This window comes from Paenarthrobacter sp. TYUT067, from assembly GCF_023656375.1.
Taxonomy (GTDB): Bacteria; Actinomycetota; Actinomycetes; order Actinomycetales; family Micrococcaceae; genus Arthrobacter.
This window is the reverse complement of record NZ_JAMOIT010000011.1, coordinates 1-14,712: the sequence shown is the minus strand read 5'-3', so window position 1 is coordinate 14,712 and position 14,712 is coordinate 1. Positions and strand designations below refer to the sequence as shown.

16 protein-coding genes are annotated in these 14,712 nt (G+C 62.4%); 9 read left to right on the top strand and 7 right to left on the bottom strand.

The features are described from left to right. Window positions 1-53 precede the first annotated feature (53 nt). The 3 genes from MOD31_RS11350 to MOD31_RS11340 are packed head-to-tail and all read left to right on the top strand — an operon-like array spanning window position 54 to window position 4,181. Complete coding sequence (locus MOD31_RS11350; protein ID WP_250820647.1) at window positions 54-1,055, top strand: LacI family DNA-binding transcriptional regulator; 1,002 nt, start codon at window positions 54-56, stop codon at window positions 1,053-1,055. Between the two features lie 8 nt (window positions 1,056-1,063). Then, window positions 1,064-1,795, top strand: a complete 732-nt coding sequence (locus MOD31_RS11345) for an HAD family phosphatase (RefSeq protein ID WP_142937018.1) — start codon at window positions 1,064-1,066, stop codon at window positions 1,793-1,795. A 31-nt stretch (window positions 1,796-1,826) separates the two neighbouring features. Then, window positions 1,827-4,181, top strand: coding sequence for a glycoside hydrolase family 65 protein (locus MOD31_RS11340; RefSeq protein ID WP_250820646.1), 2,355 nt, complete (start codon window positions 1,827-1,829; stop codon window positions 4,179-4,181). A 17-nt stretch (window positions 4,182-4,198) separates the two neighbouring features. Here the strand turns inward: MOD31_RS11340 and MOD31_RS11335 are convergent, their stop codons facing one another. Beyond that, window positions 4,199-5,893 (bottom strand): CdaR family transcriptional regulator, encoded by a 1,695-nt coding sequence (locus MOD31_RS11335; RefSeq protein ID WP_250820645.1) that lies wholly within the window; start codon window positions 5,891-5,893, stop codon window positions 4,199-4,201. Between the two features lie 127 nt (window positions 5,894-6,020). Between MOD31_RS11335 and MOD31_RS11330 the strand changes: the two genes are divergently transcribed. Genes MOD31_RS11330 through MOD31_RS11310 form a run of 5 tightly spaced genes read left to right on the top strand, consistent with a single transcriptional unit; the run spans window position 6,021 to window position 10,383 of the window. After that, window positions 6,021-7,298, top strand: coding sequence for an alpha-hydroxy acid oxidase (locus tag MOD31_RS11330; RefSeq protein WP_250820644.1), 1,278 nt, complete (start codon window positions 6,021-6,023; stop codon window positions 7,296-7,298). A gap of 10 nt (window positions 7,299-7,308) precedes the next feature. Beyond that, the gene (locus MOD31_RS11325) at window positions 7,309-8,250 is read left to right on the top strand and encodes an ABC transporter substrate-binding protein (RefSeq protein ID WP_250820643.1); all 942 of its coding nucleotides are present in this window, start codon (window positions 7,309-7,311) and stop codon (window positions 8,248-8,250) included. 17 nt (window positions 8,251-8,267) lie between these two features. Beyond that, window positions 8,268-9,191 carry an amino acid ABC transporter permease gene (locus MOD31_RS11320; protein WP_250820642.1) on the top strand — a complete coding sequence of 308 codons (924 nt, stop codon included), beginning with the start codon at window positions 8,268-8,270 and terminating at the stop codon, window positions 9,189-9,191. Then, window positions 9,191-9,955 carry an amino acid ABC transporter ATP-binding protein gene (locus MOD31_RS11315; protein WP_284705371.1) on the top strand — a complete coding sequence of 255 codons (765 nt, stop codon included), beginning with the start codon at window positions 9,191-9,193 and terminating at the stop codon, window positions 9,953-9,955. Before MOD31_RS11320 ends, MOD31_RS11315 begins: the two co-directional genes overlap by 1 nt. 47 nt (window positions 9,956-10,002) lie before the next feature. Continuing rightward, the gene (locus MOD31_RS11310) at window positions 10,003-10,383 is read left to right on the top strand and encodes a RidA family protein (protein WP_142937015.1); all 381 of its coding nucleotides are present in this window, start codon (window positions 10,003-10,005) and stop codon (window positions 10,381-10,383) included. A 44-nt stretch (window positions 10,384-10,427) separates the two neighbouring features. Here the strand turns inward: MOD31_RS11310 and MOD31_RS11305 are convergent, their stop codons facing one another. From MOD31_RS11305 to MOD31_RS11285, 5 genes are all read right to left on the bottom strand, one after another. Continuing rightward, window positions 10,428-10,835, bottom strand: coding sequence for a hypothetical protein (locus MOD31_RS11305; protein WP_223941521.1), 408 nt, complete (start codon window positions 10,833-10,835; stop codon window positions 10,428-10,430). A gap of 165 nt (window positions 10,836-11,000) precedes the next feature. Next, on the bottom strand, window positions 11,001-11,321 hold the full coding sequence (locus MOD31_RS11300; RefSeq protein ID WP_142937014.1) for a hypothetical protein: 321 nt from the start codon (window positions 11,319-11,321) through the stop codon (window positions 11,001-11,003). A gap of 65 nt (window positions 11,322-11,386) precedes the next feature. Further along, window positions 11,387-12,856 (bottom strand): MFS transporter, encoded by a 1,470-nt coding sequence (locus MOD31_RS11295; RefSeq protein ID WP_250820641.1) that lies wholly within the window; start codon window positions 12,854-12,856, stop codon window positions 11,387-11,389. An 85-nt stretch (window positions 12,857-12,941) separates the two neighbouring features. Beyond that, window positions 12,942-13,430 carry a MarR family winged helix-turn-helix transcriptional regulator gene (locus tag MOD31_RS11290; RefSeq protein WP_166841117.1) on the bottom strand — a complete coding sequence of 163 codons (489 nt, stop codon included), beginning with the start codon at window positions 13,428-13,430 and terminating at the stop codon, window positions 12,942-12,944. A gap of 63 nt (window positions 13,431-13,493) precedes the next feature. Further along, entirely contained in the window at window positions 13,494-13,889 is a 396-nt protein-coding gene (locus tag MOD31_RS11285; protein WP_166841118.1) for a hypothetical protein, read from the bottom strand. A gap of 75 nt (window positions 13,890-13,964) precedes the next feature. On the opposite strand from MOD31_RS11285, the gene MOD31_RS11280 reads away from it, so the two are divergent. Further along, window positions 13,965-14,300 (top strand): hypothetical protein, encoded by a 336-nt coding sequence (locus MOD31_RS11280; RefSeq protein ID WP_166841119.1) that lies wholly within the window; start codon window positions 13,965-13,967, stop codon window positions 14,298-14,300. Window positions 14,301-14,341: 41 nt separating this feature from the next. Here the strand turns inward: MOD31_RS11280 and MOD31_RS11275 are convergent. Continuing rightward, a partial coding sequence (locus MOD31_RS11275) for an HNH endonuclease (RefSeq protein WP_250820640.1) occupies window positions 14,342-14,712 on the bottom strand: 371 nt, incomplete at its 5' end.

The following is a 14,712-nucleotide window of genomic DNA, read 5'->3' as shown; positions in this document are numbered from 1 at the left end:
TCAGGCGAGGATGGAAAGGGTTGAGGCCGTGTTGCATGGTTAGGACTCACAGGGTGACAATCCAGGACGTTGCCGTCTTGTCCGGATTGTCCATTTGCACGGCGTCGCGGGCTCTCAGGAATCTCCCCAATGTTTCTGAAAAAGCACAACGACACGTGGCGGAAGCCGCCAGCAAACTTGGCTACAAAGCCTCAGCCGCAGCGTCCAGGCTCGCCGGTGGAAGCACGGGATCGGTGGCAATCGTCGCCCCGACAGCCACGGCCTGGTTTTTCGCCCAGGCTGTGGAAGCCGCCGAGGAAGTCTTCGGAGACAGCGGGTACGACACCGTCCTGATTAGCCTGCGCAACAAGGCCAGCGTGCGGACGCAGTTCTTTGCGGACCTTGGAAACCTCGCGCAAAGAGTGGACGGACTGCTCCTGCTCAATATTGACCTCGCGCCCCATGAACTGGAAGCGTTGGATGCCTCCGGGCTCGCAGTTGCCAGCGTGGGCATGCGAAATGTTCCGTGGGACAATGTAGGTATCGATGACGAGCACGCAGCCTGGCAGGCTACCCAACACCTGCTGGGGCTGGGCCATTGGGACTTGGCCGTTCTTTCGAGCAATGAACACCCCGTTGTGACTGAGACGCCACGGTTCCGCGGCTTCAGGCGTGCGCTGGATGAACACCACCTCACCGTCCACCCGGACCTTGTGGTGGGAACCGGGCCAAGCATCGACGACGGCAGACGGGCCATGACTGAACTCATGACCCGTGGCGGGAGGCCCACTGCAGTGTTCGCTCACTGTGACGAGGCCGCGTTCGGTGCGCTGATGGCGCTGCGGGAACACGGCCTTTCCGCGCCCAAGAACGTGTCCGTGATCGGCATAGACGATCACCCCATGAGTTGGTTCCTTGGCCTGAGCACTGTGGCGCAACCCGTTGCCGACCAAGGCGCCTTCGCAGCAAACCTGCTGTGCGAACGCCTGCTAAATACTGAATCCCCCCATCAACCCTCCAACCACCTGCTCGATACCAAGCTCATCGAACGCAAAACCACGCGCCACAAGCGCTGAACGGAACAATGCACATGACTGATCTTCGTAATGCCTGGACCGGCGCCTCGGCGCTGTTGTTCGACCTCGATGGCGTGCTGACGCCCACGGCCGTGGTGCACGAGCAGGCCTGGCAGGAACTTTTCGATGGCTATCTGGCCAGTACGGGCCACCCGCAGGGTTACCAGGAGAGCGACTACTTCGATCACATCGATGGCAAGCCCCGCTTTGATGGTGTCCGTGATTTCCTGACGTCCCGCGGGATTGCCCTCCCTGAAGGTCCGGTGAATGACCACCCGGACAACGAAACCGTGCAGGGTTTGGGCAACCGGAAGAATGCCATCTTCAACGAGATCGTGGATTCCCGCGGTGTTGAGCCGTACGAGGGTTCGGTCAAGTTCATCAATGCTGCGGTGGAGCTGGGGCTGAAGGTCGCGGTCGTCTCTTCCTCCCGGAACGCGCCTGCGGTTCTGAAGGCCGCCGGGCTTGACCACCACTTTGAGGTGGTGGTGGACGGTATGGTTGCCGCCGGCGTCGGACTGCCCGGTAAGCCGGACCCGGCCACCTACGTATATGGGGCGGGTCTGCTGGGCGTGCCTGTGGAGGAATGCATCGTGGTGGAGGATGCAGTATCCGGCGTTCAGGCTGGCGCAGGTGCCAATTTTTATGCCGTGATCGGCGTGGACCGCGGAGCCGGCCGCCAGACCCTGCTGGACGCGGGCGCCACGCTGGTGGTCGACGACCTCAACGATCTTCTCTGACCCTACTTTCTACGAAGGACAACAACTGCCCATGGCACTCATCAGCTCCGACCGGCTTCGCTTCCCCTGCGAGCCCTGGAAGCTCGTGGAAAACATCCACGTCCCCGGTGACGAGGGAACGCTGGAAACGCTGTTTGCGCTTGGCAACGGCCACCTTGGCATCCGTGGCTCACATTCAACAGCGGGCGACGGCGAGCTTCCCGGAACGTTCATTAACGGTTTCCATGAGATCTGGGACATCAAGCACGCCGAGAACGCCTACGGTTTTGCCCGGACAGGCCAGAGGATCGTCTATGTGCCGGACGCCAACAATTTCACCGTATCCATTGATGGCGAGGCCTTGAGCCTGGCCGAATCCATGGTGTTGGACTACCACCGTAGTGTGGACTTTTCCACAGGCGTCTACGAGGAAAGCATCACCTGGGCCTGCCGTTCCGGCGCCACCGTCACCACGGTAGAGCGCCGCGCTGTGGGCTTCGATTCCCGCGGATGTCTTGGCCTGGAGCTGTCGCTGACAGCGGACCGGGACGTGTCCGCGGACATCACCTCCGGCGTCGTGAACCGCCAGGACCAGCCTGTGGAGGACCACTCGGTCCATGACCCGCGCCGCTCCGGCCGGCACGCGGGCCGGGTCCTGCTGCCGCTGCACCTCCAGGGTGCCGACGGCTCACTTCGCCTCGCCTGGGAGACCTCCGAGTCCCGCCAGCGTGTGGCCATGGCCGTGGATCACTGGATTTCCGCTGAAGGCCAGCCTTTTGAGACCTTGGTGGCTGAGGATGACTCTTCTGTCCGCTACGTTTTGGCCATCCACGACGGCGACACGTTCCGTTTGGAGAAGTCGGTCAGCTATGTGGTGGCCGGGTCCTCGGACGCCGAGGACCGCGGCGAAAGCCTCGCGACGGAAGCCGAAGCAAACCTCGTGCCTTTCGCCGACATCCTGGCCCAGAGCAAGGCCCACTACGCCGAGTACTGGACCACGGCCGACGTCTACATTGGGGGACAGCCGGAGATGCAACAGGCCGTGCGCTGGGGCTTGTTCCAGCTGGCACAGGCCACTGCGCGTGCCGGTGTGGCGGGCATTCCTGCCAAGGGAGTGAGCGGTTCCGGATACGAGGGCCACTATTTCTGGGACCAGGAAATCTACCTCCTGCCGTATCTGACCTACACCAACCCTTGTGGTGCCAGGAAGGTCCTGGAATCACGTCACGCCATGCTGCCCGACGCCCGGGTGCGGGCCAAGGAGCTCAGTGTGGACGGTGCGCTGTTCCCGTGGCGTACCATCAATGGCCTGGAAGCCAGTGCCTACTACGCAGCCGGAACGGCCCAGTTCCACATTGCTGCTGCCATCGCCTTTGCAGCCAACCGTTACGAGTGGGCCAGCGGCGATGCCACCTTCCGTGGGGAACTGGGCGCTGACCTGCTGATCGAGACGGCCCGCATGTGGGCTTCGCTGGGTTTCTTCGGCAAGGACGGACTGTTCCATATCCATGGCGTTACGGGTCCGGATGAGTACACGGCTGTGGTCAATGACAACCTGTACACCAACGTCATGGCGCGCTTTAACCTTCGGGCTGCAGCTGCGCTGGAAGACGAAGGCGTCAGCGATACCGAGCGTCTGGTGTGGCGGCAGGCGGCCGAGCGGATGTCGCTGCCCTACGATCCGCACCTGCAGTTGCACAGCCAGGACAACGACTTCATGACCCTGGAGCCGTGGGACTGGAACACGCCCAAGTCCAAGTACCCGCTGCTGCTGAATTTCCACCCGTTGGTGATCTACCGGCACCAGGTCCTCAAGCAGGCCGATACGGTGCTGGCGATGTTCCTGCAGTGGCAGGACTTCACGGCTGAGGAGAAGCAACGCGCCTTCGACTTCTACGATCCCATCACAACCGGCGACTCCACCCTGTCCGCTTGTGTGCAGGGCATCATGGCGGCCGAGGTGGGCTACGGTGACGTCGCGTTGCAGCACTTCACCGAGGCACTGTTCATTGATCTGGACAACTCGCACGGCAATACCATCGACGGCGTCCACATCGCCTCCACGGGCGGTATTTGGAGCTCCTTGGTATGCGGCTTCGCTGGTATGCGGGACCAGGGCGAAGTTTTGCGCTTCGATCCCCGCCTGCCTGTGGAGTGGGAAGGCCTGTCCTTCCGGCTTAAGGTGCAGGGACGTTTGTTGGCCGTGGATCTCGCACAGGGTTCCATCGCCCTGACACTTGTATCCGGGGAGGACTACAGCCAGGAGCCACTGCGCATTGACGTGCGGGGGGACAACGTCACCGTTGGTGCGGACACCGTCACGGTGCCGCTGGACACCGTACCCGTCCCGCCGCCGTCGATCTTCCCCAGCGTCTTTCCGACGGCGGGCCTTCCGATCATCCGATAGTTCAGGCTTTCCCGGGACTACTTTGCGGCGAGGTCCATGGTGGTCAGGCGCAGCCACAACCACAGGCGTTTCTGCGGGTCCGCCAGGTCCAGGTTGAAATCCCCGGCCAGGCGGGCCACGCGGTAACGGACGGTGTTGTTGTGTACATGGAGTTCAGCGGCCATGGCGGAAATGTTCCCGTTGGTGGCAAGGTAGGCGCGGAGGGTGTCCAGGTAGTCCGTCTGCTGCTCGGCATCGCGGGCTTGAATCCTGGCGATCTGGTCCGCGCCGCCCAGCCCGTTGTCTTCAATAAACTCCCCGATTTTCAACAGGTTCAGGGGGATCTGGAAGTCCTCATGGAGCGCCACGCCAGGCGACTTCCCCTGCCGCGACTTCCCCTGACTCGACTTAAGCTTCAGCAGGTAGTGCAGGGTTTGGATTGCCTCGGACCTGGACCGGGGCAGGTGCTCGATGTCGTGGGCGATGCCACCCACTGTGGCGATAACGGGGAACGAGCTGATGGTGTGCGAATATGCTTCGATTTCCTGGATGATCCGCCCGTGCGCAGCTCGCGGCTCAGCCCCGTTACAGGGCAGCAGTGCATAAACCACCGACCCGATCAGGGCACTGTGGCTGGTGCCGAACTGCACGTTGCATACCGTTGTTACCAAGTGCAGCAGCCGGTGGATGTCGCGCACGGATTCCAGGCTGCCGGTCTCCGGACGGACAATTGAAAATGCTGCCACGGCCAGGCCATTTACGGTATCCAATCCCAACTGCGCGGCCGCGAACGATGCGTGCGGGGTGTCGTCCATGAGCGTCCGGATGAGGTCGGCGTTGCGTCGTTCCCCAAAGTCGGAGGCCGAGCGGGCGTGGAGCATGTGCAACCCGGCCAAGGGCGCCATCCGGTCCAAAGCATTCAAAGCCGTGACGCGTTTCTCCTCGCCGGGGTCGATGATCCAGATGGAACCCAGCAGCTCTCCGCCTGCCCGGACGGCCAGCGCAAGTCGCGCCATACCGTCGTCGAGCGCCGGTACCATCACCGCTCCCGGGGCGTCGTAGACCATCTTGAAATCCTGGTCGAAAGCTGGCTGGATGGTTTCCTGCAGGGTCAGCGTGGTGATGCGCCGGAGTTCATCGATTGGCTGCCCGGGCAGTGTGGAATAGCCCAGGATGCGTCCCAGCGGATCCACAATGCTTGCCGCGCCGTTGGTCATGGAAGCCGCGGCATTGGCGAAAGCGTAGAGGTCACCCAACCGGACCCCGGACACCGAGTCTGCGGCAGCGCCCATCACCGAGGCCCGCGCTAGCGCCACCAATCGGGTCCAGTCGGCATGATCCGGCGCCACGAGCAGTGACAGGCTGTGCCGGACTGCCGCTGCACGCAACTCCTCCATCCGGGCCCCGTGCGCTTTGACGATCACCGCCGCTGCGCTGCTGTTCGCTGCCCTGTGGAGGAGTTGGTCAAAATCAGGGGATCCGTACGTGCACCCCACGGCCAGGATGATGCGGTCGTCCACGCTGGACCAGTTGTCCAAGGGGTCGTACATCAGTACGTCTGACACTGGATGCCCCAGGTTCTCAGGCGTGGGGTTGGCGTGCACCAGATCGGCCTGCATGAGCTGGATGCAATCGGACAACCGGACAGTGGTTTGCTGCATGCCGGACTGCTGCGTCCCGGACTGGGAGCGCTCGGTGGTTCGGGGCTCTGGAAGCGTCTCTGCTGGATCCATAGCTGGACGTTATCACAAGCCTATTTCTTATCTTATGGAGGAATTCACATATTGAGTGGAGGAGATCTGCGTCACTATTGGGAAAGAAGCTGGACGGGTAACCCAGCAGGAACTCAAAGGACACACCATGAAACTCAAGGACATCAAGGCGCTCGCCTCGGTGCAGGGACCGGCCCGAACCGTCTCGGAGCGCCTGTCACGTAAGTGCTACAGCGTGGAGGACATGCGGAAGCTGGCAGCCAAGCGCCTGCCCAAGAGCATCTTCGAATACATCGAAGGCGGCGGCGAAGATGAGGTGTCGCTGCGCCGCAATCGCTCGTCATTCGACGATTGGTCCTTCCTCCCAAAATGGGGTTCGGTGGACAACTTGGACCTCAGCTCAACCCTCCTCGGCGGACCGGTTTCCATGCCGGTGACCCTTTCGCCCACAGGCGGTACCCGGCTGTTCCACCCCCAGGGTGAGTCCGCCGTCGCCCGCGCAGCGCTCGCCGCCGGCATCCCGTATGGCTTGGCGCACCTGAGCACCACCACCATGGAAGACGTCAGTGCCGCGGCGCCGGGACTTCGCCGGTGGTTCAACCTGGAACCAACCTCGGACAAGGGCCTCCTGCAGGCCGTCCTGGATCGGGTGTCCAATTCCGGCTACGAAGCCTTGCTGGTCAATGTGGACTGCCGGGCCATCGGACACCGCGAGCGCGATTACCGCAACGGCTTTACCGCCCCGCCGTCCATCAAGCCGAAGACGGTTGTGGAGGGAATGTTGCACCCTGCGTGGGCGCTGGGGTTCCTGGCCAATGACGCAATTGCCTTCCCCAACCTGGACGCTGAGGTTCCGGCCGGTCCCTTGGCTAGCTCGCCGGACATGTGGCGCACGCTTCTTGCCGGTTCGTATGAGCCCACAGACTGGGACGACATCCGGGACCTGCGGGAACGCTGGAACGGGCCGATCGTCCTCAAGGGAGTAGTCAACCCGAACGACGCCGCGTTGGCGGCTTCCATGGGAATCGACGCCATCCAGGTCAGCAACCACGGCGGACGGCAATTGGACCATATGGCGGCCCCGCTGGATGTCCTTGCCGACATTGTTGAGAGGACTGCCGGCCGGATGGAAGTCATCGTCGACGGCGGCATCCGCCGGGGTTCCGACGTCGTCAAGGCGCTGGCTCTCGGCGCGGATGCCTGCTCCATCGGGCGCCCCTACTTGTACGGGCTGGCCGCCGCCAGCGAGGCGGGGGTGGCCCACGTCCTGACCCTGTTCCGGGCAGAAATGACCCGCACCATGATGCTCCTGGGAGTGTCCACCATCGAAGAACTGCGCACTGAAGGCCGGGATTTGATCCGGCACCGCAATGAAGCGTTCACCCGCACCCAACCCACGGAGCCCACCTGGGCTTTGCAGAAATGAGCACCCTGACATGAAAAATTCCCCAACGCTACAACGAACCAAGCTCGGCCTTCCGGTCGCCGTTGTCACTGCAGCGCTGATGCTGTCAGTGACGGCGTGCAGCCCCGCCGGCAACGCATCGGCGTCGAACCCGTCCGGCGGCGCTGCCGCAGCGGGTACCGGTGTCCCTGCGCTGGAAGTCAACCAGGCCGCCGTCGACCTTCTTCCGGAGTCCATCAAGGCTTCCAAGGTGCTGCGCGTTGCCATCCCCACCAACGAGCCGCCGACGCAGTTCTACCGCGAAGGCACGCAGGAAATGACCGGAACCAACCCGGACGTGGCTCGTCTGATCGGCCAGGCTTTGGGTGTCACCGTGGACATCCAGGTGGCCAACTTCGATTCCATCATTCCGGGCCTTGCAGCTGACCGTTACGACATGACTGTTTCCTCCATGACGCCCACGGAGAAGCGGATGGAAGTCCTGGACTTTGTTGACTACATGCAGATAGGCAATGCGATTGCAGTGCCCAAAGGCAACCCTGGTGGAGTCAAGGATGAGAACGCACTCTGTGGCAAGAAAGTAGGGCTCCTCACGGGCTCCTACCAGCTGACCGTGAATGTCCCTACCTATGACCAAGCCTGCACAGCCGCCGGCAAAGACGCCATTCAAAAGAGCGAATTCCAGGACACCCGGCAGGCCATCTCCGCACTGACCAGCGGACGCCTGGACACGGTGCTGGCTGACTCGCCCATTTTGAATTACGCCGCCACCCAGAACCCGCAGATCGAGGTTGCCCGGACATACGAGTTCGCTCCCGTCGGGGTGGGCGTGCCGAAGGAATCCGGCCTGGTGAAGTCCGTATCCGCGGCACTGGATGCCGTGATCAAGAGCGAGTCCTACGTCAAGGTCCTCGGGAAGTACGGCCTTGAATCCAGTGCCATCACCGACGCCCGCGTCAACTTCGCCCAGTAGTGAAAGAGGTGACTGCTATGAATACGCAACCCTCAGCCCCCGATACCAAGGAGCCGGCCACATCAGCGGCCGGTGACTCCATCCCGGTGGTGCCCCTGAAGCACCCGGTCCGTTTGGCCTTGGCGATCGTCCTCATTCTGGTGGCGCCGGGTGCTGCCTGGGATGTCGCAGTGAACGAACGCTACCGCTGGGACGTTGTGGTGTCCTACCTGTTCGCCCCACAGATCCTCGCCGGTGCAGGGCTGACGCTTCTGCTGACCGTAGTTTCCATGACCGTGGGCATCGCGCTGGGAACGCTGCTGGCCATCATGCGGCTCTCCGACAACCCGATCCTGAGCACCATCAGCCGCGGCTACATCTGGTTCTTTCGCGGAACGCCGCTGCTGGTCCAGTTGATCTTTTGGTACAACATTGCGGCGCTGTATCCGGTGATCGCTTTCGGGCTTCCCTTCGGTGGACCATCCGTGGTGTTGGGATCGGCAAATGTGCTGATCTCCCCGCTGGGTGCGGCACTGCTGGGGTTGTCCCTTAACGAGGCTGCGTACATGGCCGAGATCATCCGTGGCGGCATCGGCTCGGTGGACAAAGGCCAGTACGACGCCGCCCGGGCCCTGGGCATGAGCGGTGGCAAGCTGATGGGCCGGGTGATTCTGCCGCAAGCCATGCGCGTGGTCCTTCCCCCCACCGGCAACCAGGTCATTTCGATGCTGAAGGGCACGTCCTTGGTGAGCGTCCTGGCGATCTCGGACCTGCTCTACTCCGCCCAGATCATTTATGCGAACAACTACCAAACCATTCCGCTGCTGATCGTTGCGAGCCTCTGGTACCTGCTCATGACCACCGTCCTGAGCTTCTTCCAAAACAAACTTGAACGCCGGTACGGCCGTGGTTTCGACTCAGCGCCGCGACGGATCCGCAAGCCTAAGACAAGGACAGCATGATGACTACCGCCATGGTGGAAGCCCGGGGAGTCCGGAAGAACTTCGGCGTTATTGAAATCCTGAAAGGCATTGACCTTAGGGTTGAAAAGGGATCGGTGACCTGTTTGATCGGCCCGTCCGGTTCCGGCAAAACCACCTTCCTGCGCTGCATCAACCACCTTGAAAAGGTTGACGCCGGCCGCCTCTATGTTGACGAGCACCTGGTGGGCTACGCCGAACGCAACGGCAAGCTCTACGAAATGAAGGAACGCCAAACGGCCCGTTCGCGGCTCAACGCGGGCATGGTGTTCCAACGTTTCAACCTCTTCCCCCACATGACGGTGCTGGAGAACATCATCGAGGCCCCCGTGCATGTGCTTGGCCGGCCCCGGCGCGAGGTTGTGGTGGAAGCGCAGGCACTTCTGGACCGGGTAGGCCTGGGCAACCGCGGACACTCCTACCCACAGGAGCTCTCCGGTGGACAGCAGCAACGCATCGCGATCGCCAGGGCGCTGGCCATGAAGCCCAAACTGATGCTCTTTGATGAACCCACGTCCGCGCTGGATCCCGAACTGGTGGGCGAGGTCCTGGACGTCATGAAGTCCCTGGCTGAAGCAGGAATGACCATGGTGGTGGTGACCCACGAGCTTGGATTCGCCCGGCAGGTGGCCGATCAGGTGGTGTTCATGGACGGTGGCGTGGTGGTCGAAAGCGGCCCGCCCGAGCAAGTGCTGGGCAATCCGCAGCACGAACGCACCAAGGCGTTCCTCTCCAAGGTTTTGTAAGCATCGGTTTTGTAAGAACTCCAAGCACCACGAAAGGCATCACCATCATGACCCGACTCCAAGTCACTACGGACCTCGCACCAAGCCCGGCCGGCCCCTATTCCCAGGCCATCGTGGCCAACGGATTCCTGTTCACGGCGGGACAAACACCCCACCACCCCATCACGGGCGAGCGGGTTGGGATCACCATCGAGGAACAAACCATTCAGGCCATGAAGAACGTGGGCGAAGTCCTGGGTGCCCACGGCCTGGACTTCTCCCACGTAGTCAAGGCGACCGTGCACCTGCACCACCCGGGGCGCGACTTTGACGGGTTCAACGCCATCTACGAAAAGTACGTTGTTGCCCCATACCCGGCGCGCACCACCGTGGGTTCGTTCCTGGGCGACTTCTTGGTGGAGATCGACGTCGTAGCGGCCGTCCCGTAGCAACCGCACCCTCAGGAATGTCGGGGCCAGGGTGCCTGCCTGCCTCAGGCGGCATCCTTGTCCGGGGCGGATGGCGGCTGTCCTTCCACCACTGCGTCACCGACCGGCGCCGTTCCGGACGCCTGGCTACCTGCCAGGCGCCGACGCTCCAACTCGCAGTTGATCAAATCCAGCAGCGCCTGCGCCGGTTCGGATAAGTGATGAGTGTCCGGTGATCCAAGTTGGTCGCAGTGGATCAGCACGTGTCGGATGCGTTCCAGTTCGCGGGAGGGCACCAAGGGCCAGCGGTGGAACAGTTGCCGGACGGCTATTGCTCCGAGGAGGGCATCGGGCTTGTTTGCCACTACATGATTGCCGTGCTGAGCGGCGGCCCGTCGCCTGGCGATCGTGGCCGCCGACAGCGCGACGCCATGGGCCATGAGATTCTCGGCCTTAAGTGAATTCGGGGCCATGTGAGGACCTCCCCGGGTAGGGCGAAGGAAGCCGGATGCCTGACTGTGGAATTAGCTTACAGAATGTGACTTATGTCATGTCAATATTAACGGGAGATATCCGCCGTCGTCATTGCAGAACCGTTCCGCCGCGGCGGCCCCCCGTGTCCTGTGTGCGGCACCGCATCAATAGTTGCGCCGGACCGCCGTGCTGTCCAGGTCGCGGTGATGCCGCGCCCGGCGGAGAAAGCTGCGCAGCGCCTCTGTTTCCGACTGGGTGCGAAGGATGGTGAAGTCCATGATCCCGGCTCGTTCGTCGGTGTCCCACACCCGCCAGCCCGTGCCGTCGCGGTCGATCCAGGTGGAGTTTTGTGAACGGCCGGTCGGACCGAACCAGTTCGCGGTCGCCATGCGATGCGCGGCGAGGTATTCCGCTACCTTCGCCACGGTCAGGAGTTCGCCGTCCGCCAGCAACTCGTCCAGGCCGGGCAGCTCTCGATTGTGCATGGTCCCATTCTCCTTCGGAAGAGGTATTTCGCCACAAAGCATCGACACGATGATGGCCCTGAGGCTCAACCCAGGTGAACGTGCGGGGTATCGCTTGTTCCGCTGAAGGTCCTACGGTCGATCCTGATCAGGAGCAGTGCGACGGGGACGATCAGCAGCGCCACTCCGGCGGCCCACAGGAACACCAGCGAGTAGCCCGAGGTCAGCGCAGCCAGCGTCCCGCCGCCGAGCGCTGCTGTGGCCGCCGCCGCGATGGTGCTGAAAAGCGCAATGCCCAGCGAGCCGCCTATCTGCTGTGATGCGTTGACCAGCGCGCTCGCGACGCCGGCATCGTCCTTGCCCACTCCGAACAGGGCCAGGTTTTGCATGGGGACAAAGACCATTCCGAGGCCTACGCCCATGAGGATGAGGGCCGGCAGCATGTTGACGGCGTATGTTCCCCCGGGAGTGACTTGGGTAAGCCACAGCATGGCTGCAGCAATGAAGATAGGCCCCAACGCGCTGGGGATCCTTGCCCCCAGCTTGGGGAGGTTCTTCGCAATAAGGCCAGCAGTGACGATCAGGACCACGGTCATGGGTAGCGAAGCGATTCCGGCTGCGAAGGGCGCGAAGGCCAGTACGATCTGCAGATAGAAATTGATGAACAGGATGCCGCCAATCAGCACCGCTCCGGCCAAGAATGAGGCCAGGAAGGCAGCCGCCCGGTTGCGTTCTGTAGCGACGTGCAACGGCAGCAGTGGATTCTTGACCTTTCGCTCGACGGCGACGAACAGGACCAGCAGGGCCACGCCTGCGGCGATGAAGCCCCATGACTCGATAGCCGCCCAGCCGTGTTCGGCATTCGCGAAACCGTAGACGAGGGCGCCCAGGCCGGACGCGGCAAGAACGACGCCGGGCCAGTCGTATTTGGTGGAGCCGCCCGCTTTGCTTTCGCTCACCAGGGTCCAGACGCCAACGAGGGCGATGATGGCGATGGGGACGTTGACGAAGAAGCACCAGCGCCACGAAACGAACTCGGTGAGGAAGCCGCCAAGCAAGACGCCTGCGGCCGCGCCCACCCCGCTGATGGAACCGAAGATGGCGAATGCGGTGCCGCGATCCTTGCCTCCCGGGAAAGCGACCGTCAGCAGGGCCAAGGCTGCGGGTGCCAGGAGTGCAGCAAAGATACCCTGCAGGGCACGGGCCCCGATCAGTTCCCAAGGCTGCTGGGCCAGGCCACCGATGAGTGAGGCGATCGCGAAGCCCGCGGAGGCGGTGATGAAGGTCCGCTTCCTGCCCCAAAAATCAGCGATCCTGCCACCTAGGAGCAGAAACGCGCCGAAAACCAGTGCGTAGGCCGTGACCACCCATGCTCGGGTGGAGTCGCTGATGCCCATTTCCATTTGAAGCCGGGGGAGTGCCAGGTTCACGATGGTTCCATCCAGGACCACCATGAACTGGGCAAGCGCGAGGAACGGCAGGGCCCGCCAACCCATCGCTTTCTTCCCGTCCGGTCCCCCCGAGGGAGTGGTCTTATCGAGCAGTTGTGAGGTCACGGGGCACCAATCATCGAAGTAGTAATACTTACAAAAGTATAAGTACTTTTGGAGATGACGGTAAGCGTAGGTGGCGTGACGTCGCTTACGCCCGGGTGGACTTGGTGGCGGGGCCGTTCACGTGGTGCTCAGGCTCGGATAGTATTCCCGCCAGCTTCTGCAACGCCGGAAGGCTGGCTTGGATGAGTGCCCGTTCCTCGGGGGTGAGTCGCTCGCTGGCACTGTCCAGAACGCTGGCCCACACCCCGTCCAAGAGGGCCTTGATCCTCTTGGATTCGGGCGTGGGGTGTAGGGAAACGTAGCGCTTGTCCGATGCGTCTTTTACGCGCGTGACCAGCCCGGCAGCAACCAACTCACGGAGCTGGACACTGACATTGCTGAGTTGGCGTCCCAGGCGTGCAGCGACTTCCGCCACCGTGACGCCCGGGTGGCCTTCCACCACGCGAAGAATTTCCAGGACGCCGTTTGAGATGGGTGGCAGGCCGGTCTCATTGAGTGACTTGCGCCGGATATCTGACGAAATGTCAATCATGCAGACGGCCAACGCCGCAAAGTTCACTGGCTTTTCTCCCATTCGTCAAGCATAGGTGGGGCGCATCGCCGGCCCGTCTTGCTCGCGGTAGGTAGCCCGCCCTAGTCATTCATCCTTTTGCCCGAACAGGCGCCGCATGCCTCCGCGCGCCAGCATCAGGACGATGATGAGTGCAGTAACTGCGAAGAATCCGCCGAGCTGAACGGCGTCACCAAAGGCGAACGCCACCAGCTCGAGAACCAGGAACTTGCTCCCTGGCAGGATAAGGAGCAGCGCCACGATGCTAATGACCCGGACAACGACGGTCTTCCCGCCCCGAATTCGCCCCACGATCTTTTTCTTGGCGAGCAGCACAATCTCAAGCACGATCTTGAGCAGGATTGCCGTCAGCAGGGCCAGTAGGAACGACTCGGAAATAACAGCCGGGAGTAATTGGATAAAAACGCCCAACACCACCAGATAGACCAGGACATCCACAAGATCGATCGGGCGGATCCGCATTCGGTGAGCGTACCAACCATGGAGATGATGGCATAGGGATATCTGCCAGCACGTTCCGATTGCTAGGCTGGACTCATGACCCGTCGCCTAGCCGCCCTGTCCGCCGCCCCGTTGTTGTTGCTGCTCGTCGGGTGTGGAGCCGTGGAGGAAGCTGCCACAAACGCTGCCAGCGACGCCGCCTCGAAGGTGGCCACGGCCGCCGCCGATGAAGTGACCAAGCAGGTCTGTGCTGTAGTTCAGGACGGCTTGGTCAGCGTTCAGGACAAGCAACTCCTAGTCGGCTTGGTCTCGGCCGCCGAAGCTGCCGGTGTCCCCGCAGAGATTACGACGCCGTTGAACCAGATCGCGGAAGCAGGAGACGAAGTGCCGGCTGAGTCAGTCCAGGCATTGAAGGATGCCTGCGCACCGTAGTAACTGGTGCCCGAAGCGCCCGGCATCCCAATGATTCGCATCTAGGTGCGGACGAGTTGTCGGCGGGCACGATGAGGCGGTTCCTGTCTTGAAGGCGGGGGCCTCTCGGTACCTGATGGTTCGCCATCCGATGATGACGCGTCACCCGATGAATTGGGGTCGCTTTCGCCTCCTGAGGCACGCTCATAGCCCGGCAATGGTGGCGCAGTGGATTGGTACGTGTGCCCGGTTGGTGTGCTGAGCTCCATGGTGTGGACCTCTCCTGAGAGCGGTTTGCTGTTCCATCCGGGGTTTTCTTTGGTGTGGTTGCAGGCTTCGCAGAGTCCTGCGCCGTTGTTAGGTGTGGTGGTTCCGCCGGAGCGCCAGGGGACCACATGGTCGATGTGCCGGATGGGCGCGTCACAGTAGGGGG